Origin of the sequence: Streptomyces sp. NPDC004284, assembly GCF_042874035.1 — a bacterium.
In the GTDB taxonomy this organism is placed as follows: Bacteria; Actinomycetota; Actinomycetes; order Streptomycetales; family Streptomycetaceae; genus Streptomyces.
Map to the genome: position 1 here is coordinate 215,062 of NZ_JBIAMJ010000010.1, position 20,432 is coordinate 235,493.

Consider the following 20,432-nt stretch of genomic DNA (forward strand, 5'->3'; position numbering starts at 1 on the left):
AATAGTTTTCTGACACTCAGTCAGATTCTTCTGCGCACCCCCTTCCCCCGGTCGCCCGTCGGCGCTCTAATGACCGCCACGTCCATGCGAACCAGCGAACCCGGGTCAGGAGGAACGGTGGAGTACAACCTTGCCGACCTGTTCGAATCGGTCGTCGACGTGGTCCCCGACCGCGAGGCACTGGTGTACGTAGACCATCCCGGCACGGGCGCGGAGCGGCGGCTCACGTACGCCGAGCTCGACGCCGCCGCCAACCGGCTCGCGCACCACCTGATCGACGCGGGCATCCGGCCCGGCGAACACCTCGGCCTCCACCTGTACAACGGCGTCGAGTACCTGCAGACCGTCCTGGCCTGCCTCAAGGCGCGGATCGTGCCGGTCAACGTGAACTACCGGTACGTGGAGGAGGAGCTCGTCTACCTCTACCGGGACGCCGACCTGGCGGCGCTCGTCTTCGACGCCGAGTTCACCGACCGGGTCGCGGCGGCGCTGCCGCAGACGGAGAAGCTGCGGCACCTCGTGCGGGTGGGGACCACGGACGAGGACGCCCCCGCACTCGACTGCGTGCCGTTCGCCGAGGCCGAGACCGCCGGCTCACCCGACCGCGGCTTCGCCCCCCGCTCCCCCGACGACCTCTTCATCATCTACACCGGCGGCACGACCGGCATGCCCAAGGGCGTCCTGTGGCGCCAGGAGGACCTGTTCTTCGCGGGGCTCTTCGGCGGCGACCCCTCGGGCGAGCCCGTGAAGCGCCCCGAGGAGCTGGCGGAGCGGGTCGCGGCCGGCGGCGCCGGCATCACCTTCTTCCCCGCGCCGCCGCTGATGCACGGCACGTCCACCCTGACCGCGTTCATCGCGTTCGACTACGGGCAGCGGGTCGTCCTGCACCGCAAGTACGTGCCCGAGGAGGTGCTGCGCACCCTGGAGAAGGAGAAGGTCTCCAGCATCTCCCTGGTCGGGGACGCGATGCTGCGGCCGCTCGTGGACGCGCTGCGCGGACCGCTCAGGGGCACGGACCTCTCCGCCCTCTTCACCCTCTCCTCCTCCGGCGCGATCATGTCCGAGACGGTGCGGGCCCAGCTCCAGGAGCTCATGCCGCACGTCCTGCTGCTGAACAACTTCGGCTCCACCGAGTCCGGTTCCAACGGACGCGCCACCGACGACTCCGGCCCGGCCAAGGGCTTCCGGCTGCACGTCAACGAGCGCACCCAGGTCGTCGACCCGGCGACCCGGGTTCCCGTCGCGCCGGGCGAGACCGGTCGTCTCGCCCAGCGGGGCCACGTCCCGCTGGGCTACTACAACGACCCGGCCAAGACCGCCGAGACCTTCTTCGAGCGGGACGGGGTGCGGTGGGTGCTCCTCGGCGACATGGCGACCGTGGACGAGAGCGGGGTGGTCACCGTCCTGGGACGCGGCTCCCAGTGCATCAACACGGGCGGCGAGAAGGTGTATCCCGAGGAGGTCGAGCAGGCCCTGAAGTCCCATCCCGACGTGTACGACGCGCTGGTCGCCGGCGTGCCGGACGCGAAGTGGGGCAACCACGTGGCCGCCGTCGTCCAGCTCCGGGACGGGGCGGAGACGCTGGACCTGGAGAGCCTCCAGGTCCACTGCCGACGGCAGTTGGCGGGCTACAAGGTCCCCCGCCAGCTGGTCCTCACCGACCGCATCCAGCGCTCCCCCAGCGGCAAGGCGGACTACCGCTGGGCGCGCGCGGTGGCGGTGGAGGCGGACGGGGAGCAGCGCGGCTAGCTCGCGTGGCGGTGCGCGGGGTCGGGGGCGCACAGCCAGCCGTTGACGGCGAAGCGGCTGTCCTCGTGCCGCTGTCCGGGGCACGCGACCGGGCGCACCTCGTGCCAGGCGGTGGGCAGGAAGAACACGATGCTGTCGTGCTCGGGCTCCCAGTCCCGCCAGGTGCGTTCCTCCCACGCCCCGGTCGTGTCGGTGCGCAGCGGCAGGGCGGCGTCGAAGACGCGCAGCTCGCCGCCGGTGAACGGCCGGGGCGTGCGGTGGAGGTAGTACACGAACGTGAGCAGGCGCCGGGGGGCGTACGCGATGTCGCTGTCCTGGTGCGGCCGGTAGAAGTCCCCGTCGTTGTGCACGTTGAGCCCGTAACGGGGTTCGGTGTACCGGCAGTCGACGCCCAGCGTGTGCTCGACCGACTCCCGGACGTCGTCGATGGCCGCGAGCAGCTCGGGCGCCTCGAAGTCCGGGCACGAGCGGGACCGGCGCAGGTCGGGGTCCAGCTCCCGGTCCCGGATCATGGAGGGCTTCAGCCGGTCCCCCGTGGAGGCGATGGCACGCTCCAGGAGGGCGCCGGCCGTCCGCTCGCCGAGGAATCCGGTGATGCGGCAGACCGTCGCCGGGAGCCGGAAGACCGCGTCCGTGGACACCGGATCCGTGGACACCGGCGGCAGCTCCTGCCGCGCCGTCATCGCCCCGCCTCCGACGGGGTCATGGCGGCGGACTCCCGCAGCCGGGCCACTTCGGCTTCGAGGTCCGTCACGTGGCGGTGGAGCGCCTGGACGCAGACCAGGGCCACGCCGAGCCCGTCGACGACCGGGATCCTGGTGTCGTCGGGGTTGAAGCCGAAGGCGGCGTGCCAGTCCTGGGCCATCGGCCCGAGGTGGCGGACGTCCTCCGGCTCCCAGAGGTAGCGCCAGGTGCTGATGGGCAGGGCGGCCACCGTCTCCAGGACCGCGTGTCCGTTGACGGCGCCGACCGGGGCCACGGCGGCGCCGCCCTCACCACGCCCTGAAGGGGCGTCGCCGGCCGCTCGGGACCGTCGGGGGAAGATGCCCATCGTCACCGGCTCCAGTCGACCGGGACGACGTCCTGCTTGAGCCCGCGGTCACTGCAGATGGAGCACGGGGAGGCGGGCAACCCGGGCCCCTGGTCGGTGCCGACGGTGATCGCCCCGTGGGCCCCGACCGGGGTGTGGACGCCGTCGCCCTGCAGCGCCGCCTCGTAGCCGCCGAGCAGTTCCTGGAGGGTTCCGGGACCCAGGTTCTCCGGGGCGGTGATCGCGGCCACGCCGTCGTAGTCGGTGTAGGCGGCCCCGAGCGTCCGGCCGCCGATGGTGGCGAACACGATCTTCACGCCTCGTACGGGTTCCCCGGTGACGGCGTCGGAGGCGATCGCGTGGATGTTCTCCAGCTGCATCTGGGTGACGTTCAGGGTGGCCTGGCTGGCCACGAGCCTGACCGGCTTCAGGCTGGGGCATTCCGCACCGCTGCACGGCACGGGCGACGAGGCGGCCGCGGTGGCGGGGACGGCGCCCCCCGCGCCCAGCGACGCCAGCGCGGCTGCCATCACCGCGGCGGTCCTACGTCCGACAGAACTCATGTCCACTCCCGATCGACCGGAGCCGCCCCCGGCGGGACGACGCGGACGACCGTAGCCACGCCCGTCCCGGCGTGGACGTCCGATGAGCACGAGTACGCACCTTCTGATGAACCGTCGGCGGCGCCGTGACGAACACGGACGATTCATACCGGCCAACCGGCGGCCACCGGCGGGGGGTTACAGACCGAACTCCCTCACTGCCGCGAGGAATTCGGCCGGGGCGGCGTTGTGGACCAGGTGGCCGACCGCGATCGTGACGAGGCGGGCGCCGGGGACGGACCCGGCGAGGCGGGAGAGCTGCTCCTGGGGGATGTGGCTGGTGGGGCCGCCGGCGAGGACGAGGGTGGGGGCCGTGATCGCGGGGAGCTCCTCGCGCCAGGCCGGGTCGGGGTCGTTCAGCTCGGCGTCGGTGGCCGTGACGATGCCCCAGTCGAAGGCGAGGGGGCCCTCGGGCCGCTCGGCCACCGGGCGCGGCGGGTCGAGCGGGACGAAGGCCGGGGCCTCCTCCAGGACGAGGCGGCCGATGAGTCCGGGCTCGCGCTGGGCGAGGAGGTACGCGGCGGCGGCGCCCATCGAGTGGGCGACGACGGTGGCGCCGGTGAGGCCGAGGGCCTTCAGGAAGCCGCCGAGTTCGTCGCGGAGGTCCTCGAAGCCGTAGCGGCCGGGCCGGTCGCTGAGTCCGTGGCCGCGCAGGTCCAGCGCGTACACCCGGTGGTCGGCGGCCAGGTCCTCCGTGATCCCGGTCCACGTCGTGCTGTCGTCGCCGCGGCCGTGGACGAGGACGACGGGCCGGGCGTCCTCGGGTCCCGCGACCCGGTAGGCGATCCGTACGCCGTCCACGGTGACGGTGCGGACGGCCGGGTCGAGGAAGGCGGCGATCGGGCGGGCGAAGGCTTCCGGGTCGTCGACCCAGGGGTGGTGTCCGGCGCCCGGCTGGACGACGAGCTCCGCGTGCGGGAAGAAGGCCGCCGCCTCGGCCGCCTTCGCGGGCGTCGGACCCGCGTCGCACTCGCCCGCCACGATCAGGACCGGTGCGGTGAGCGCGGTGAGCGCGCGGCGGGTGGCCTCCGGGTCGTAGGCGCCCTCGCCGTGGTAGGCGGGTGCGGCCTCCCAGTTCGTCTCCCGCTCCGTGCCCGCCGCGTGCTCCTGTGCGGCGGCGTCCCAGCGGCCGTAGGCGAAGGGGGCGGTGATCTCGTGGACGCGGCGCAGCGGGGTGTCGGGCCCGATCGCGTCGAGCGCGGCCCGGGCCTCGGGGTACCAGGGCCGGTCGGCGAAGACCTCGACGGCCTCGTCCCACTCCTCATCGGTGGTCCCGACGCCGAGGGCGCGTCCGAGGGAGGTGACGAGGACGAGGGAGCGGACCCGCCCGGGGTGGGCGGCGGCGTACAGGACGGCGAGGTTGCCGGCCGCCGAGTGGCCGAGGAGGTCGATCCGCTCCAGGCCGAGGTGGGCGCGGAGGGCCTCGACGTCGCCGACCTGACGGTCGCAGCGGTACGTGCCGGGGTCGGCGGGTGCGGCGCTCGCCCCGGTGCCGCGGGCGTCGAGCAGGACGAGGGCGCGGTGGGCGGCGAGCCCGCCGAGGTCCCCGAGGTAGCCGGCGTCGCGCATCGGCCCGCCCGCCAGGCAGACGAGCGGCTCTCCCTCCCCCTGGACGCGGTAGGCGAGTTCGGTCCCGTCATATGTCGTGAACGTCGGCATGCCGACGATCTTCACGGGCCCCGGCGGATCACCGCAATCGGTTTCGCCGTGAGCACGAGACCGGGCGGGGTACGGTGGGCGGACCGTCCCCGAACTGCGAAGGAACCGTTTCACCGTGCCCGACACCCGGGAACCCGCCCTGCGCGGCGACTGCGCGAACTGCTTCGGTCTGTGCTGTGTGGCGCTGCCCTTCGCGAAGTCGGCCGACTTCGCCGTGAACAAGTCCTCGGGCGAGCCCTGCCGGAACCTCCAGGAGGACTTCCGCTGCGGGATCCACGCCCGGCTGCGGCCGAGCGGTTTCCAGGGCTGCACGGTGTACGACTGCTTCGGCGCCGGCCAGCGGGTCTCCCAGGTGACCTTCGGCGGCGTGTCCTGGCGCGAGGCTCCGGAGACGGCACGGCAGATGTACGAGGTGTTCCCGGTGGTGCGCCAGCTGCACGAGCTGCTGCGCTACCTCACGGAGGCCCTGGCGCTGCGGACGGCCCGCCCCGTCCACGCCGAGCTGCGCGCGGCGCTCGTCCGGGTCGAGGAGCTCGCCGGGGGCACCCCGGACGCCCTGGAGGAGCTGGACGTGGCCGCGGTGCGCGCCGAGGTCAATCCGCTGCTCCTGCGGACGAGCGAGCTGGTCCGCGCCACGGCCGGCGGCCGGCCGAAGAGCCGCCGCGGGGCGGACCTGATCGGCAAGCGGCTGCGCGGGGCGAAGCTGCGGGGCACGGACCTGCGCGGGGCGCTGCTCATCGCCGCCGACCTGACGGGGGCCGACCTGTCGCTGACGGACCTGATCGGCGCCGACCTGCGCGACGCCGACCTGTCGGGGGCGGACCTCACGGGCGCCCTCTTCCTGACGCAGCCCCAGCTGAACTCGGCGCGCGGGGACGCGGCGACCCGTCTGCCGGAGGGCTTCGACCGTCCGGCGCACTGGGCGGCCTAGAACTCGTACGCGTACGGCGTCGTGGTCGTCAGCGGAAGGAAGCCGAGGCGCCGGAGGATCGGGCGGCTGGTGTCGGCCGCGTCGACCTGGACGTAGCGGTGGCCGCGGGCGGCGGCGATGCGGGCGCGGTGGGCGACCAGGGCGCGGTAGAGGCCGCGGCCGCGCCAGCCCTCGACGGTGCCGCCGCCCCAGAGGCCCGCGAAGTCCGTGCCGGGGTACAGCTCCATGCGGGCGGCGCTGACGGGTTCGCCGTCCGCGAGGGCGACGACGGCGGTGATCGTGTCGGGGTCGGCGGCGAGCCGGTCGAGGAGCTGTCGGCCGAGGCGGGAGCCGTCGGTGCCGAAGGCGCGCTCGTGGACCTCGACGACCTGGCGGATCCCGGCCTCGTCGGTGGCCGCGCGGAGCTCGACGCCCTCGGGGAGCGGGACCTCGCCGGGCAGGGCGGCGGCCTCGGCCGCCATCAGGGTCTCGGGGTCCTCGGGGGTGAAGCCCGCCGCGCGGAGCCGGTCGCCGAGGTCGGTGGGGGTGTCGTGCCCGTACAGCTTCCATTCGAAGGACAGGCCGGCGGCGCGGTAGTGGTCGATCTGGGCGGCGATGGCCTCGTCGGCGGCGGGCGCGTCGAGTCCGGACCAGAGGATGCCGTTCCACGCGTGCGCGGGGCCGGTGTGCCGGACGACGGCGCCCACGCGCTCGACGCGGCAGCCGGGCCCGTCGGGGCGGGCCTCGCGCCGCAGCTGGAGGTCGTACAGGTCACGCAGGTGCTGGGGTTCCATGGCGGCCACTCCAGCACCGGCCTCCGGTGCCGGGCAACGGGATTAACCGGCACCGGACACCGGCGGTCAGGTCCGCGGGCGCACCTCGACGTTCTCCAGGATGCCGACGGCGTCCGGGACGAGGATCGCGGCGGAGTAGTAGGCGGAGACGAGGTAGGAGATGATCGCCTTCTCGTCGATGCCCATGAAGCGGCAGTTGAGGCCGGGCTCGATCTCGTCGGGCAGGCCGGTCTGGTGGAGGCCGATGACGCCCTCGTTGTTCTCGCCGGTGCGGACGGCGATGATCGAGGAACTCTGCCGGTCGGTGACCGGGATCTTCCCGCAGGGCAGGAGGGGGACCCCGCGCCAGGCCGGCATGTGGCGTCCCTCGACGTCGACGGTGCCGAGCACGAGACCGCGCTTGTTGCACTCCTTGCCGAAGGCGGCGATGGCCCGCGGGTGGGCGAAGATGTAGTCGGTGTCGCGGCGCATGCTGAGCAGGTCGTCGAGGTCGTCCGGGGTCGGCGGGCCCGAGTGGGTCTGGATGCGCTGGTCGAAGTCGGCGTTGTGGAGCAGGCCGAACTCGGGGTTGTTGACGAGCTCGTGCTCCTGGCGCTCACGGAGCTCCTGGACCGTCAGGCGCAGCTGCTGCTCGGTCTGGTTCATCGGCTGGTTGTAGAGGTCGGCGACGCGGGTGTGGACCTTCAGGACGGTCTGGGCGACGCTGAGTTCGTACTCGCGCGGCCTGGGTTCGTAGTCCGCGTACGCGCCGGGCAGCACGGCCTCGCCGACGTGGCCGGCGCTGAGCTCGATGGCCGCCTCGCCGAACGGGTTGGTGGAGCGCCGGTGGCCGTCGGTCCCGCCGCCCTGGACGTGGTCGCGGAGGTTCTCGTACTGCTCGGCCACGGCCTGGTAGGCGGTGCGGGGCAGGGCGAGGAGGGTGACGGCGGTGACGGCCTTGGCGGTGAAGTCCCAGGTCCCGTCCCCTGCGAGCACCTGGCCGCCGAAGGTGTCGCCGTCGCCGAGCCGCCCGAGGAGGGTCTCGTCGCCGTACTGCCCGGTGCCGAGCTTCTCGATCTTGCCGTGGGCGATCAGGTAGACGTGGTCGGCCCGCGCGCCCGCCTCCACGACGATCTGGCCGGGCTCGTACTCCTGCTGGACGAAGCGCTCGGCGAGGGCGCCGAGCGCGGTGGGGTCGTCGAAGCCGCGGAGGAGCGGGAGTTCGGCCAGCTCGGCGGGGATGACCTCGACCCGGGAGCCGCTCTTGACGAAGGTGACGCGGCCGTCGCCGACCACGTACGAGAGGCGCCGGTTGACCCGGTAGACGCCGCCGGGGGTGTGGACCCAGGGGAGCTTGCGGAGCAGCCAGCGGGAGCTGATGCCCTGCATCTGGGGTTCGGACTTGGTGGTGGTGGCGAGGTTGCGGGCAGCGGCGGTGCTGAGGCTGAGCTGGACCCGGCGGAGCTCGATGGCGGGCGGGGTGGCCGCCGGCTCGGTGTCGACCGACATGGCTGACTCGCTTTCTGGGCGTTCGCGGACTCGTGCGTCACTCTTCGCTTCCAGATGTAACGCACGGTGGTGTACGTCATCCGGGTGCGGCGCGAACGGGTGGTTGCGCCGTGTGACGGCGGCCGCCTCGCGAGCGCCGCGCGCGCTCCGCCGTCCGGGCGGCCGTGCGCGCGGGAAAGTTCCGCCGACCCCTTGCCAAACCCCGGGTACCTCCGGTTTTACTGACCCGGAACGGATCAACCGAATGATCGGTAGTCCGTTTTACGACAGTGGAGGAGTGGGCGCATGACGGAACTGCTGGACAGCGGCGAACGGCTCGGACGCGAAGAGCTGGCGGCGCTCCAGTTGGAGCGGCTGCGCGCGACCCTGCGCCACGCGTACGACAACGTGGAGTTCTACCGGCGCTCCTTCGACGCGGCCGGGGTGAGCCCGGACGACTGCCGGGCGCTCGCCGATCTGGCCCGCTTCCCCTTCACCGCCAAGTCGGATCTGCGCGACCACTACCCCTTCGGCATGTTCGCCGTCGACCAGTCGCGGATCCGGCGGATCCACGCCTCCAGCGGCACCACCGGCCGGCCGACCGTCGTCGGCTACACCGAGGCGGACCTGGACATGTGGGCCGACATGGTGGCCCGCTCGCTGCGCGCCGCCGGGGTGCGCCCCGGGCACAAGGTCCATGTGGCGTACGGATACGGCCTGTTCACCGGCGGTCTCGGCGCCCACTACGGGGCCGAGCGCCTCGGGTGCACGGTGATCCCGGCCTCCGGCGGCATGACGGCCCGGCAGGTGCAGCTCATCCAGGACTTCCGGCCCGAGGTCATCATGGTGACCCCCTCGTACATGCTGACGCTGCTCGACGAGTTCGAACGGCAGGGCGTGGACCCGCGGTCGACCTCGCTGAAGGTGGGCGTCTTCGGCGCGGAGCCGTGGACGGAGGAGATGCGCAAGGAGATCGAGGAGCGGTTCGCGATCGACGCGGTCGACATCTACGGCCTGTCGGAGGTCATCGGCCCCGGCGTGGCGCAGGAGTGCGTGGAGACCAAGGACGGCCTGCACATCTGGGAGGACCACTTCTACCCGGAGGTCGTGGACCCGTTCACCGGCGAGGTGTTGCCCGACGGCGAGGAGGGCGAGCTGGTCTTCACCTCGCTCACCAAGGAGGCCATGCCGGTGATCCGCTACCGGACGCGCGACCTGACCCGGCTCCTCCCGGGGACGGCGCGGGTGTTCCGCCGGATGGAGAAGGTCACGGGCCGCAGCGACGACATGATCATCCTGCGCGGGGTGAACCTCTTCCCCACCCAGATCGAGGAGATCGTGCTCCGCACCCCGGGCGTGGCGCCGCACTTCCAGCTGAGGCTGACCCGGGAGGGCCGGCTCGACGCGCTGACCGTGCGGGCCGAGGCCCGTCCGGACGCGACGCCCGAGGAGCGCGCGGAGGCGGCCCGGGCGGTCGCGGCGGCGGTGAAGGACGGGATCGGGGTCTCGGTGGGCGTGGAGGTGGTCGACCCGGAGACCCTGGAGCGCTCGGTGGGCAAGATCAAGAGGATCGTGGACCTGCGGGGCGCGTAGCCTGGGGGGAGGAGGTGGTTGCGATGCTGTCGGACTCCCCCGTGGTCGCGATCATTCCGGTCAATGACATGAGCCGGGCCAAGCAGTTCTACTCCGAGACCCTCGGGCTCTCCCTGGCGAAGGAGACGCCCGAGGACACCAGGTACGAGTGCGGTGGCACGATGATCGGCCTGTACGAGACGCCCTACGGCGGGCAGGCCGGCCATACGCTGGCGAGCTGGAAGGTCGGCGACCTCGACGGCGAGATGAAGGAGCTGCGCTCCAAGGGCGTCACCTTCGAGGAGTACGACCTGCCTGGCATCAAGACGGTCGACGGCGTGGCCGAGACGGGTGACCTGCGGGGCGCCTGGTTCAAGGACCCTGACGGCAACGTCCTCTGCCTGACGGAGGAGAAGGGTCAGGGCTGACCGGCGAAGCGGTCGCGCAGCTCCCGCTTGAGGATCTTCCCGCTGGCGTTCCGGGGAAGGGCGTCCACGAGGTGGACGCGCTTCGGCGCCTTGAAGTGGGCGAGCTTCCCGCGTGCGTGGTCGAGGAGTTCGGCCTCGGTGACCTCGCCGCGCGGGACGACGACGGCCGTGACCGCCTCGATCCAGCGCTCGTCGGGGAGGCCGATGACGGCCACCTCGGCGACGCCGGGGTGCGTGTAGAGGGCGTCCTCGACCTGGCGTGAGGCGACGAGCACGCCGCCGGAGTTGATGACGTCCTTCACCCGGTCGACGATCGTGAGGTAGCCCTCGGCGTCGCGGACCGCGAGGTCCCCCGAGTGGAACCAGCCGTCCCGGAAGGCCTCCTTGGTCTCGTCGGGCTTGCGCCAGTAGCCGTCGCACAGCTGCGGGGAGCGGTAGACGATCTCCCCGGGCGTGCCGTCGGGGACGTCCTCGCCGTCCTCGCCGACGACGCGGGCCTCGACGTGGCGCACGGGGCGGCCGCAGGAGTCCATCCGGCCCTCGTGCTCGTCGGGGCCGAGGACGGTGGCGAGCGGGCCGATCTCCGACTGTCCGAAGCAGTTGTAGAAGGCGAGCTCCGGCAGCCGGGCGCGCAGCCGCTCCAGGACGGGCACGGGCATGATCGAGGCCCCGTAGTAGGCCTTGCGCAGGGCGGACAGGTCGCGGGTGGCGAACTCGGGGTGGTTGGCGAGGCCGATCCAGACGGTCGGCGGGGCGAAGAAGCTGTCGCAGCGGCCGGCCTCGACCAGGTCGAACAGGACGCCCGGGTCGGGTGCGTCGACGATGGTGTTCTCGGCGCCGACGGCGAGGTAGGGCAGCAGGAAGACGTGCATCTGCGCCGAGTGGTAGAGCGGCAGCGCGTGCACCGGCCGGTCGTCCTCGCGCAGGTCGAGGGCCTCGATGGCGCTCGCGTACTCGTGGACGAGCGCGAGGTGGGTCATCATCGCGCCCTTGGGCAGGGCGGTGGTGCCCGAGGTGTAGAGCAGCTGGACGTACTCGCGGGCGTCGCGGTCGGTGTCGTACGCGTCCGGCTCGGCGAGCGCGTCGAGGAGTGAACCGGGCGCGTCCCGCAGCGCCTTGACCGCGAAGCCCTCGGGGACGTTGCCCGCGAGGGAGGGGTCCGCCAGGACGAGCGAGGTCTCCGACTGCTCCAGGATGTACGCGAGGTCGTCGCCGGTCAGGTGGTGGTTGACCGGCACGTGGATCAGGTCGGCCCGGGAGCAGGCGAGGAACGCGATGAGGTAGGCGTCCGAGTTGTGGGCGTAGGTCGCGACCCGGGCGCGGTCGGGCAGGCCGAGCCCGTGGGACGGCTCCCGCAGGACGGCGGCGGCGGTGGAGACGGCGGCGTCCAGCTCCGCGTACGTCCAGGTCCGGTCGGCGTACCGGACGGCGATCCGGTCGGGGACGCGCTGGGCGCTCATGCGCAGGACACCGTCGACGGCGCGGCTGAGGAGTCGATCCATGCGGTGATCCTCGGCGCGGACCGGGTGGAAGGTCAAGTACCGCGCGCCGCGCCGCACATACCCGGACCTCGGATACCGAACGGGATGTTGACAAGGGGGCGTGCGGCTGAGTGCATGGTCCAACCCGCAGTGCCCATCCGCCCGTTGGGAGGCATCTTGCACCTCCGCACCCGTCTGAAACACCTGGCGCTCACCGGCGCGGCCCTCGCCGTCGTCACGGCCTCGCTGCCCGGCGCGGCGGCCGCCGACTCCGGGGACCGGGACCGCCACCCGTCCGACCGGGGCCTGTCGGCCGTCATCCGCTACACCGAGTACGGCATCCCGCACATCGTGGCGAAGGACTACGCGAACCTCGGCTTCGGCACGGGCTGGGCGCAGGCCGCCGACCAGGTCTGTGTGCTCGCCGACGGCTTCCTGACCGTGAACGGCGAACGCTCCCGGTACTTCGGCCCGAACGCCGCCCCCGACGGCTCGCTCTCCTCCGCCACGACGAACCTCTCCAGCGATCTGTACTTCCGCGGCGTCAAGGACGCGGGCACGGTCGAGGAACTGCTCGACACCCCGGCGCCGGCCGGGCCGAGCCGGGACGTCAAGGAGCTGATGCGCGGCTGGGCCGCCGGTTACAACGCCTGGCTGCGGAAGAACCGGATCACCGACCCGGCCTGCGCGGACGCCGACTGGGTCCGCCCGGTGACCGCGCTCGACGTGGCCCGGCGCGGCTTCGCCGTCTCGGTGCTCGGCGGGCAGGGCAAGGCCGTGGACGGCATCACGGCGGCCCGGCCGCCGGCCGCCGCTCCCCCGTCGGCCGCCCGCTCGGGCGCCTCCGAATCCGAGGGCCCCGACCCGGACCGTACGGCCGAGGCCGCGCGCGAGCTGTTCGCTCCCGAGAACGCCACCATGGGTTCCAACGCCGTCGCGTTCTCCGGCGCCACGACGGCGAACGGGCGCGGGCTGCTCCTGGGGAACCCGCACTACCCCTGGCAGGGCGGCCGCCGCTTCTGGCAGTCGCAGCAGACCATCCCGGGCGAGCTGAACGTCTCCGGCGCCTCGCTCATCGGCACCACCGTCGTCAACATCGGCTTCAACGACAAGGTCGCCTGGAGCCACACCGTCGCCACCGGGGTCCCGCTCAACCTGCACCAGCTGGCCCTGGTGCCGGGCGACCCGACCGCGTACCTGGTGGACGGGAGGCCCGAGCGGATGACCCCGCGCGAGGTGACCGTCGGGATCAAGGACGGCGCCCCCGTCACCCGTACCCAGTGGTGGACCCGGTACGGACCGGTCGTCGGCGGTCTCGGCCCGCAGCTGCCGCTGCCGTGGACCGCGACCGCGGCGTACGCGCTGAACGACCCCAACGCCGCCGATCTGCGCGGCTCCGACACCGCGCTCGGCTTCGGCAGGGCCCGCTCCACGCAGGACATCGCCGACACCCTGGCGCGCACCCAGGGGCTGCCCTGGATCAACACGATCGCGGCGGACTCGGCGGGGCACTCGCTCTTCGCCCAGTCGCAGGTGCTCCCCCGGATCACCGACGAACTCGCCGCGCGCTGCTCCACGCCGCTGGGCCGGGCCACCTACCCGGCCTCGGGCGTCGCCGTGCTCGACGGCTCGCGCTCGGACTGCGCGCTCGGCTCCGATCCGGACGCGGTGCAGCCGGGCATCTTCGGCCCGGCGCGGATGCCGGTGCTCCGGGACGCCCCGTACGTGGAGAACTCCAACGACAGCGCGTGGCTGGCCAACGCCGACCGGCCGCTGACCGGCTACGAGCGGATCTTCGGCACGGTCGCGACCCAGCGCTCGCTGCGCACCCGGGGCGGGATCGAGGACGTGGCGGCGATGGCGGACCGGGGCGGGCTCACGGTGGCCGGCCTCCAGCGCCTGCAGTTCGCCAACCGGGCGCCGGCCGGTGACATGGCGGCCGCCGACGCGGCGAAGGCCTGCGCGACCGCGCTGCCGGAGGACCCGGAGGTCTGCCGGGTGATCGGGGACTGGGACCGGACGGTGAACACCGACAGCCGGGGCGCGCTGCTCTTCGACCGGTTCTGGCGGAGGTTCACCGGCACGGTGAAGCCCGCCGACCAGTGGAAGGTGCCGTTCTCGGCGGCCGACCCGGTCCGCACCCCGCACACCCTGAACACGGACGCGCCCGGCTTCGCGCAGGCCCTCGGGGACGCTGCGGCGGAGCTCCGGGCGGCGGGCATCGCGCTGGACGCGCCGCTGGGCGACCACCAGTTCGTCGTACGGAACGGGGAGCGGATCCCGGTGAGCGGCGGGACCGAGTCGCTCGGCGTCTGGAACAAGGCCGAGTCCGTGTGGAACGCGGCGGGCGGCGGCTATGTGGAGGTCGCGCACGGGACCAGTCACGTGCAGGCGGTGGGCTGGGACGGCGGCCGGTGCCCGGTGGCCCGCACCCTGCTCTCGTACTCCCAGTCCTCGAACCCGGCGTCGCCCCATTACAGCGACCAGACCCGGCTGTTCTCGGGCGAGCGCTGGGTGACCTCCCGGTTCTGCGAGAAGGACATCCTGCGCTCGCCCGCGCTGAGGGTGGAGGTCGTCAGGGGCTGAACGACAGGAAGACGAAGGCCGCGAAGATCGAGAGGTGGACGCTGCCCTGAAGGAGGGTGGCCCGTCCCGGCACCACCGTCAGGGCGCTCACCACGGCCGTGAGCACGAACAGCACCATGTGGACGGGCCCCAGGCCGAGGATCAGGGGCCCGTCCAGCCAGATCGAGGCGAGCGCGATCGAGGGGATCGTCAGGCCGATGCTGGCGATGGCCGATCCGTACGCCAGGTTCATGCTGGTCTGCATGCGGTCGCGGCTCGCCGCGCGCACGGCGGCGAGCGTCTCGGGAAGCAGCACCATCAGGGCGATGACGACGCCGACGACCGCCTTGGGCAGACCCGCGGAGGCGACGGCGTCCTCGATGGTGGGCGAGACGAGCTTGGCGTTGCCGACGACGGCGACGAGGGCCACCACGAGCAGACCGAGGCTGAACCAGGCGTCGCGGGCGGTGGGCGGCGCGGCGTGCTCGTCCTCCGACTCCGGGATTCCCCGGTCCGGCCGCGGCACGGGCAGGAAGTAGTCGCGGTGCCGGACCGTCTGGACGGCGACGAACACCCCGTAGAGGATGAGCGAGGAGACCGCGGCGAAGGCGAGCTGCGCGGCGGAGAACTCGGGGCCCGGGTGGCTCGTCGTGAAGGTCGGCAGGACCAGCGTCATGGTCGTGAGGGTGCAGACGACGGCGAGCTCGCCGCCGGAGCCCTCCGCGTTGAAGACGGCGATCCGGTTGCGCAGCGCGCCGACGAGCAGGGAGAGGCCGACGATGCCGTTGCAGGTGATCATGACGGCGGCGAAGACCGTGTCGCGGGCGTAGCTCGTCGCCTTGTCTCCGCCTCCGATCATCAGCATGACGATCAGGCCCACCTCGATGACGGTGACGGCCACGGCGAGGACGAGGGAGCCGAAGGGTTCACCGATGCGGTGGGCGATGACCTCGGCGTGATGGACGGCCGAGAGCACCCCGGCGAACAGGCAGACGACGACGATGCCCACGGCGAAGCCCGGGAGCTCGCGCCCCCAGGCGAGGGCAAGCACAAGCGCCGCCACCACCGGCCCCCATGTGGTCCACTGCCGTGCCCTTGCCGTCACTGTCGAACTCATGATCCGCATATTGCCACAAGAGGGCCTTTACGCCCGATTCGGTCAGCTCTCGGAATCGGCGAGGCCGTTCTCGTAGGCGGCGAGGGTCTCGACGAACATCCTGCGCTCGGCCGGGCCGAGCGGCGCGAGGGCCGCGCGCCAGGCGCCGGCGCTGCGGCCCAGCCAGCCGTCGATGGCGGGGCGGTGCGCCTCGGCGATGGAGACGATCTTCCGCCGCCGGTCCGCGGGGTCCTCGGCCCGCTCCAGGACCCCCTTCTTGGCGAGGTCGCCGACCATCAGGCTCACGGTGGTCGGGGCGACCTCCAGGCGGGCGGCGAGCTCGTTGACACCGAGCGGCCCGTCGAAGAGGAGGTAGGCGAGGAGGGAGAGGTGACGGGGCGCCAGGGTGAGGGACTGCAACTCGTCGGGGATCCTGATGCGCTTGACCCGCCCGACCATCCGGGGCATGAGCAGCAGCAGCGTACGGACGGCGTCGTCGACGTCCGGCCCGTCGGCGCGCCGGTCGCCGTTGTCCGCGATTGACACCCTGCACCCTCCGATTTAGCTTTGCTTTCAAAGCAAATAGATCTGTCGTGACCGATGCTACCGAAGGGCACCGTCATGTCCGATTTCAATGAGCGGGTCATCGAGGAGTTCCGCGCCAACGGCGGCCGCGTGGGCGGGATGTTCGACGGCGTCCCCCTGCTCCTCCTCACCACGACCGGCGCGCGCAGCGGACGGCCCCGCACCCACCCCGCCGTGTACGTGCGCGACGGGGCCCGGCTCCTCGTCTTCGCCTCGAACGCCGGCGGACCGAAGCACCCGGCCTGGTTCCACAACCTCCGCGCCGACGCCCACGTCACCGTCGAACTCGGCACCCCCGAGGGGACCGTCGAACGTTTCGCGGCGAGGGCGGTGGTGACGGAGGGCGAGGAGCGGGACCGGCTGTACGCGGAGCAGTCCGCCCGGAATCCCGCGTTCGCCGCCTACCAGGCCGGCACGGACCGGGTCATCCCCGTCGTCGCCCTGCACCGGGCGGACCTCACCGACCCCGCGCGGCACCGGGCGATCGCCGCCCACCTCGTCAAGGTCCACGACGAACTCCGCGCCGAACTCGCCGCGCTCCGCGAGGGCCTGGACTCCCCGGCGCCCGCGCTCGGGCGGCAGCTCGCCCGCCACTGCCTCGCCTTCTGCGGCGCGCTCCACGCCCACCACCACAACGAGGACGGCGTCTTCGACCTCCTGGAGCGCCGGTTCCCCGAGCTCGCCGACTCCCTGGACCGCATGCGCCGGGAGCACCAGGTGGTCGCCCGCACGGTCGACGAGCTGGAGACCCTGCTGGCCTCCGGCGCCGACCCGGCGACCCTGCGCACCGAGGTCGACCGCCTGGCGACGGGCCTGGAGGAGCACTTCGCCTACGAGGAGTCCCAGCTGCTCCCGGCCCTGGCGCCGGAGCGCTAGTCAGGCACGTCGGTCCTCGCGGTACTCGACGTGCAGGACGCCCGGCACGTGCCGGCGGGTCCGGGGCCGGGTCCACGGGCCGGAGCTGAACTCCACGCAGAAGTGCCCGGAGCCCGGATGGCGGTGCCGGTGGGACGGGGCCTCGTCGACGAGGCGGCGGAGCGCCGTGCCGTGCTCGCGGAAGGCGGTGGCGCTGCCCACGACGAAGAGGGTGCGGGCGGCGATGTCGAAGCCGAGGTGGTCCCGGTACGCGGGGTGGTACCGGCGCTCGTGGTCGATGGCGCTCTCGTCGGGGAAGTCGCGGTCCGGGGTGGCGGCGGTGTGCGGCCTGCCGGCGCCGAGCCGGGCCCGGACCTGCTTCCACGCGGCGGTGGGGAACTGCAGGCTGTGGTGGACCAGGACCAGGTCGAGCGCGACCGGCTCGCCCTCCCCCACGGCCCCGCCGGGGGCCGGGTTGGCCCGGATCGGGAGGTGGACCAGGGACCGGGCCGAGCGGGCGGCCAGCGCCCACAGCGCGGCCAGCCGCTCGGCGCCGTCCCGGTCGGCGTACATCGACAGCCAGTGGCCGTCGTCGCGCAGGGCGAGCCCCGCCGGGGCCGGGTCCGGCCGGACGACCCTGAGCTCGCCGCCGCCGAAACGGACCTTGTGCACCCGTACCCGCTGTTCCACACGCCCCTCGCATCCCCGATCCGCCGCACCCTAGCCCGGCGCGCGTCCGCCGGAGGCCGGATTTCGCGGGCGACGGGCAGGAGGACGAGGGGGACGAAGGACGCGCCCGTCCGCGGCACCGGGACGGGCCGCCGGCAGGAGGCCTCCTAGAGCGGGCGCTCCCTCCCCTCCCAGTACGGGTCGCGGAGGCGGCGCTTGTACAGCTTGCCGTTGGGGTCGCGGGGCATGACCTCGACGAAGTCGACCGACTTCGGGCGTTTGAAGCCGGCGAGGCGGTCGGCGCAGTGGGTCAGGATCTCGGCGGCGAGCGCGGGCCCCGGCTCGTACCCCTCGGCCGCCTCGACGACCGCCTTGACCTCCTCGCCCCAGTCGGCGTGCGGGATGCCGAAGGCGGCGGCGTCCGCGACGGCGGGGTGGGCGAGCAGCGCGGCCTCGATCTCGGCGGGGTAGATGTTGACCCCGCCGGAGATGATCATGTCGATCTTGCGGTCGCGGAGGAAGAGGTAGCCGTCCTCGTCGAGGACGCCGAGGTCGCCGACGGTGAAGAAGTCGCCGATGCGGTTCTTCGCGGTCTTCGCCTCGTCCTTGTGGTACTGGAAGCCGCCGGTGTTCATCTTGAGGTAGACGGTGCCGAGTTCGCCCGGCGGCAGCCGTTTCCCGTCGTCGTCGAAGACGGCGATCTCGCTGATCGGCCAGGCCCTGCCGACCGTCCCGGGCCGCTTGAGCCACTCCTCGGCGGTAGCGAAGGCCCCGCCGCCCTCGCTGGCCGCGTAGTACTCCTCGACGCACCGGCCCCACCAGTCGATCATCGCCCGTTTGACGTGCTCGGGGCAGGGCGCGGCGCCGTGGATGGCGTGGCGCATGGAGGAGACGTCGTACCGCTCCCGCACCTCCGCGGGGAGGGCGAGCAGACGGTGGAACTGGGTGGGGACCATGTGCGTGTGGGTGCAGTCGTACCGATCGATGAGCCGGAGCATCTCCTCGGGCGTCCACCGGTCCATGAGGACCAGCGGGTGCCCGATGTGCAGGGCGGCGGCGGCGAACTGGAGCACGGCCGTGTGGTAGAGCGGCGAGCAGACCAGATGGACGTTGCCGTCGGCCGGCCGGATGCCGAAGATGCCGAGGAAGCCGCCGAGATGGGTCTCCTCGGGGAGCTTTCCGGGGAGCGGGCGGCGGATGCCCCGGGGCCGGCCGGTGGTGCCGGAGGTGTAGTTCATGACCCAGCCGAGGGTGCGGTCGGCCGGGGCGGATCCGTCCTGGCCGTCGAGGAGTTCGGCGTACGGGCGGAAGCCGGGGATCGCCCCGACGGCGTACCGGTGGCTGGGCGCGAGCCCGGCCTCGTCGGCGGCGAGGGTCACGGCCTCGGCGAACCGCTCGTGCGCCACCAGGACCTTCGCGCCGGAGTCGGCGACGATCCAGGCGATCTCGGGGCCGACGAAGTGGTGGTTGACGGGGACGAGGTAGAACCCGGCCTGGGTGGCGGCGAGATGGGCGGTGAAGAACTCGGGGCCGTTGGGCAGGACGACGGCGAACGCGTCGCCGCGCTCCAGTCCGGCCGCGCGCAGCCCGTGGACGAGCCGGTTGGCCTCGGCGTGCAGCCGGCCGGCGGACCACTCCTCGCCGTCGGGTGCGACGAGGACCGTGCGCTCGGGGTCGGCGGCGGCCTGGGCCCAGAATCCGGGGGGCGTCTGCGTCACGGGGTGCTCCGTCCGGCGATGCGGTTGATGCGGTCGACGGCCTTCTCGAAGCCGCGGGTGAGCTCGTCGACGACCTGCTGGACGCTGCGCTCGGAGTTCATCCGGCCGACGATCTGTCCGACGGGGGTGCCGAGGAGCGGCTCGACCTCGTACCTCTGGATGCGGGAGACGGCCTCGGCGACCAGGAGCCCCTGGAGCGGCATGGGGAGCGCACCGGGTCCCGCCGGGTCGTCCCAGGCGTCGGTCCATTCGGTACGGAGCTGCCGGGCGGGCTTGCCGGTGAGGGCGCGGGAACGGACCGTGTCGCCGGAGCCGGCGGCGAGGAGCTTGGCGGTGAGGGCGCGGGAGTGCAGCTCGGCCTCGGTGGTGGTGAGCCAGATCGAGCCGAGCCAGACGCCCTGGGCGCCGAGGGCCAGCCCGGCGGCGATCTGCTCGCCGCTGCCGATGCCGCCGGCGGCGAGCACGGGCAGCGGGGAGACCGCCTCGACGACCTCGGGGGTCAGGACCATGGAGGCGATCTCGCCGGTGTGGCCGCCCGCCTCGTACCCCTGGGCGACGACGATGTCGATGCCGGCGTCGGCGTGGTGGCGGGCGTGGCGGGCGCTTCCGGCGAGGGCGGCGACGAGGACGCCGTGGTCGTGGGCGCGGGCGACGACGTCGGGCGGCGGCGAGCCGAGGGCGTTGGCGAGGAGCTTGATCGGGTAGTCGAAGGCCACGTCGAGCTGGCTCCGGGCGACCTGCTCCATCCAGCCGGTGATCCGCCAGCCGGAGGCCTCGCCCTCGGCGAGTTCGGGCACGCCGTGCTTGGCGAGGGTGGCGCGGACGAACGCCCGGTGCTCCTCGGGGATCATCGCCTCGATCTCGGCCTCGCCGACCCCTTCGACCGCCTTCTTCGCGGGCATCACGACGTCGAGGCCGTAGGGCAGGCCGTCCGTGTGCTCCTGCATCCAGTCGAGGTCGCGGGCGAGGTCGTCGGGCGCGGTGTAGCGGACCGCGCCGAGGACGCCGAAGCCGCCGGCTCTGGTGAGTGCGGCGGCCACCGCGGGGAAGGGCGTGAAGCCGAAGATGGCGTGCTCGATCCCCAGTGTGCGACTCAGCTCCGTCTCCATGGGCGGCAGGATGCCGCAGCGGCGCGGTGGAGGGAAGAGGTTTTCTGACGCAACGTCAGATTCTTTGGGGTCGATGCGGGCCGGTGCGTGCCGGTGCGCCGGTGTTTCACCGCCGCGCCCGGTGGGAGAGGGTGGGCATGACG

18 protein-coding genes are annotated in these 20,432 nt (G+C 73.0%); 6 read left to right on the forward strand and 12 right to left on the reverse strand.

Going from position 1 to position 20,432, the window contains the following annotated elements; translation table 11 throughout:
- The first annotated feature begins 117 nt into the window (after positions 1-117).
- Entirely contained in the window at positions 118-1,749 is a 1,632-nt protein-coding gene (locus ACFYUS_RS25480; RefSeq protein ID WP_388856398.1) for an acyl-CoA synthetase, read from the forward strand.
- On the opposite strand, the gene ACFYUS_RS25485 is transcribed toward ACFYUS_RS25480, so the two are convergent.
- The 4 genes from ACFYUS_RS25485 to ACFYUS_RS25500 form a co-directional block, all read right to left on the reverse strand.
- Complete coding sequence (locus tag ACFYUS_RS25485) at positions 1,746-2,432, reverse strand: 2OG-Fe(II) oxygenase (RefSeq protein ID WP_388856401.1); 687 nt, start codon at positions 2,430-2,432, stop codon at positions 1,746-1,748. The genes ACFYUS_RS25480 and ACFYUS_RS25485 overlap by 4 nt on opposite strands.
- The gene (locus ACFYUS_RS25490) at positions 2,429-2,800 is read right to left on the reverse strand and encodes a tail fiber domain-containing protein (protein ID WP_388856404.1); all 372 of its coding nucleotides are present in this window, start codon (positions 2,798-2,800) and stop codon (positions 2,429-2,431) included. The genes ACFYUS_RS25485 and ACFYUS_RS25490 overlap by 4 nt, the downstream gene beginning before the upstream one ends.
- Positions 2,801-2,802: 2 nt before the next feature.
- Positions 2,803-3,342, reverse strand: coding sequence for a hypothetical protein (locus ACFYUS_RS25495; protein WP_388856407.1), 540 nt, complete (start codon positions 3,340-3,342; stop codon positions 2,803-2,805).
- Positions 3,343-3,519: 177 nt separating this feature from the next.
- Complete coding sequence (locus tag ACFYUS_RS25500) at positions 3,520-5,040, reverse strand: alpha/beta fold hydrolase (RefSeq protein WP_388856410.1); 1,521 nt, start codon at positions 5,038-5,040, stop codon at positions 3,520-3,522.
- 115 nt (positions 5,041-5,155) lie between these two features.
- Between ACFYUS_RS25500 and ACFYUS_RS25505 the strand changes: the two genes are divergently transcribed.
- The gene (locus ACFYUS_RS25505) at positions 5,156-5,971 is read left to right on the forward strand and encodes a pentapeptide repeat-containing protein (RefSeq protein ID WP_388856413.1); all 816 of its coding nucleotides are present in this window, start codon (positions 5,156-5,158) and stop codon (positions 5,969-5,971) included.
- Here ACFYUS_RS25505 and ACFYUS_RS25510 read toward each other — a convergent pair.
- Together ACFYUS_RS25510 and ACFYUS_RS25515 are read right to left on the reverse strand one after the other, a co-directional pair.
- A complete protein-coding gene (locus tag ACFYUS_RS25510) occupies positions 5,968-6,744 on the reverse strand; it encodes a GNAT family N-acetyltransferase (RefSeq protein WP_388856416.1) in 777 nt (258 codons plus the stop codon). The two genes, ACFYUS_RS25505 and ACFYUS_RS25510, sit on opposite strands and share 4 nt — an antisense overlap.
- Before the next feature lie 66 nt (positions 6,745-6,810).
- Entirely contained in the window at positions 6,811-8,232 is a 1,422-nt protein-coding gene (locus ACFYUS_RS25515; protein WP_388856419.1) for a family 2B encapsulin nanocompartment shell protein, read from the reverse strand.
- Positions 8,233-8,517: 285 nt separating this feature from the next.
- Between ACFYUS_RS25515 and paaK the strand changes: the two genes are divergently transcribed.
- Positions 8,518-9,804, forward strand: coding sequence for a phenylacetate--CoA ligase PaaK (gene paaK, locus ACFYUS_RS25520; protein WP_388856422.1), 1,287 nt, complete (start codon positions 8,518-8,520; stop codon positions 9,802-9,804).
- A gap of 23 nt (positions 9,805-9,827) precedes the next feature.
- Positions 9,828-10,211, forward strand: coding sequence for a VOC family protein (locus tag ACFYUS_RS25525; RefSeq protein WP_388856425.1), 384 nt, complete (start codon positions 9,828-9,830; stop codon positions 10,209-10,211).
- On the opposite strand, the gene ACFYUS_RS25530 is transcribed toward ACFYUS_RS25525, so the two are convergent.
- Positions 10,202-11,713, reverse strand: a complete 1,512-nt coding sequence (locus ACFYUS_RS25530; RefSeq protein ID WP_388856428.1) for a fatty acyl-CoA synthetase — start codon at positions 11,711-11,713, stop codon at positions 10,202-10,204. The two genes, ACFYUS_RS25525 and ACFYUS_RS25530, sit on opposite strands and share 10 nt — an antisense overlap.
- Positions 11,714-11,827: 114 nt before the next feature.
- Here ACFYUS_RS25530 and ACFYUS_RS25535 point away from each other — a divergent pair, with 114 nt between their 5' ends.
- The gene (locus ACFYUS_RS25535; RefSeq protein ID WP_388856431.1) at positions 11,828-14,278 is read left to right on the forward strand and encodes a penicillin acylase family protein; all 2,451 of its coding nucleotides are present in this window, start codon (positions 11,828-11,830) and stop codon (positions 14,276-14,278) included.
- On the opposite strand, the gene ACFYUS_RS25540 is transcribed toward ACFYUS_RS25535, so the two are convergent.
- Complete coding sequence (locus ACFYUS_RS25540) at positions 14,268-15,374, reverse strand: calcium:proton antiporter (protein ID WP_388856434.1); 1,107 nt, start codon at positions 15,372-15,374, stop codon at positions 14,268-14,270. The two genes, ACFYUS_RS25535 and ACFYUS_RS25540, sit on opposite strands and share 11 nt — an antisense overlap.
- A 42-nt stretch (positions 15,375-15,416) precedes the next feature.
- Positions 15,417-15,821 (reverse strand): MarR family winged helix-turn-helix transcriptional regulator, encoded by a 405-nt coding sequence (locus tag ACFYUS_RS25545; protein ID WP_388856487.1) that lies wholly within the window; start codon positions 15,819-15,821, stop codon positions 15,417-15,419.
- A gap of 153 nt (positions 15,822-15,974) precedes the next feature.
- Between ACFYUS_RS25545 and ACFYUS_RS25550 the strand changes: the two genes are divergently transcribed.
- Positions 15,975-16,814: a nitroreductase/quinone reductase family protein gene (locus ACFYUS_RS25550; RefSeq protein WP_388856437.1), complete on the forward strand. Its 840-nt coding sequence runs from the start codon at positions 15,975-15,977 to the stop codon at positions 16,812-16,814.
- On the opposite strand, the gene ACFYUS_RS25555 is transcribed toward ACFYUS_RS25550, so the two are convergent.
- The 3 genes from ACFYUS_RS25555 to ACFYUS_RS25565 form a co-directional block, all read right to left on the reverse strand.
- Positions 16,815-17,483, reverse strand: coding sequence for a hypothetical protein (locus ACFYUS_RS25555; protein ID WP_388856440.1), 669 nt, complete (start codon positions 17,481-17,483; stop codon positions 16,815-16,817).
- Between the two features lie 146 nt (positions 17,484-17,629).
- A complete protein-coding gene (locus ACFYUS_RS25560) occupies positions 17,630-19,180 on the reverse strand; it encodes an acyl-CoA synthetase (RefSeq protein ID WP_388856442.1) in 1,551 nt (516 codons plus the stop codon).
- Positions 19,177-20,289 carry an NAD(P)H-dependent flavin oxidoreductase gene (locus ACFYUS_RS25565; protein ID WP_388856445.1) on the reverse strand — a complete coding sequence of 371 codons (1,113 nt, stop codon included), beginning with the start codon at positions 20,287-20,289 and terminating at the stop codon, positions 19,177-19,179. Before ACFYUS_RS25565 ends, ACFYUS_RS25560 begins: the two co-directional genes overlap by 4 nt.
- Between the last annotated feature and the right edge of the window lie 143 nt (positions 20,290-20,432).

Coding starts and splice junctions, on each gene's coding strand:
- ACFYUS_RS25485 (WP_388856401.1), bottom strand. CDS start 2,432: ATGACGGCGCGGCAGGAGCTGCCGCCGGTGTCCACGGATCCGGTGTCC.
- ACFYUS_RS25490 (WP_388856404.1), bottom strand. CDS start 2,800: ATGGGCATCTTCCCCCGACGGTCCCGAGCGGCCGGCGACGCCCCTTCA.
- ACFYUS_RS25495 (WP_388856407.1), bottom strand. CDS start 3,342: ATGAGTTCTGTCGGACGTAGGACCGCCGCGGTGATGGCAGCCGCGCTG.
- ACFYUS_RS25500 (WP_388856410.1), bottom strand. CDS start 5,040: ATGCCGACGTTCACGACATATGACGGGACCGAACTCGCCTACCGCGTC.
- ACFYUS_RS25510 (WP_388856416.1), bottom strand. CDS start 6,744: ATGGAACCCCAGCACCTGCGTGACCTGTACGACCTCCAGCTGCGGCGC.
- ACFYUS_RS25515 (WP_388856419.1), bottom strand. CDS start 8,232: ATGTCGGTCGACACCGAGCCGGCGGCCACCCCGCCCGCCATCGAGCTC.
- paaK (WP_388856422.1), top strand. CDS start 8,518: ATGACGGAACTGCTGGACAGCGGCGAACGGCTCGGACGCGAAGAGCTG.
- ACFYUS_RS25525 (WP_388856425.1), top strand. CDS start 9,828: ATGCTGTCGGACTCCCCCGTGGTCGCGATCATTCCGGTCAATGACATG.
- ACFYUS_RS25530 (WP_388856428.1), bottom strand. CDS start 11,713: ATGGATCGACTCCTCAGCCGCGCCGTCGACGGTGTCCTGCGCATGAGC.
- ACFYUS_RS25535 (WP_388856431.1), top strand. CDS start 11,828: ATGGTCCAACCCGCAGTGCCCATCCGCCCGTTGGGAGGCATCTTGCAC.
- ACFYUS_RS25540 (WP_388856434.1), bottom strand. CDS start 15,374: ATGAGTTCGACAGTGACGGCAAGGGCACGGCAGTGGACCACATGGGGG.
- ACFYUS_RS25545 (WP_388856487.1), bottom strand. CDS start 15,821: ATGCCCCGGATGGTCGGGCGGGTCAAGCGCATCAGGATCCCCGACGAG.
- ACFYUS_RS25550 (WP_388856437.1), top strand. CDS start 15,975: ATGTCCGATTTCAATGAGCGGGTCATCGAGGAGTTCCGCGCCAACGGC.
- ACFYUS_RS25565 (WP_388856445.1), bottom strand. CDS start 20,289: ATGGAGACGGAGCTGAGTCGCACACTGGGGATCGAGCACGCCATCTTC.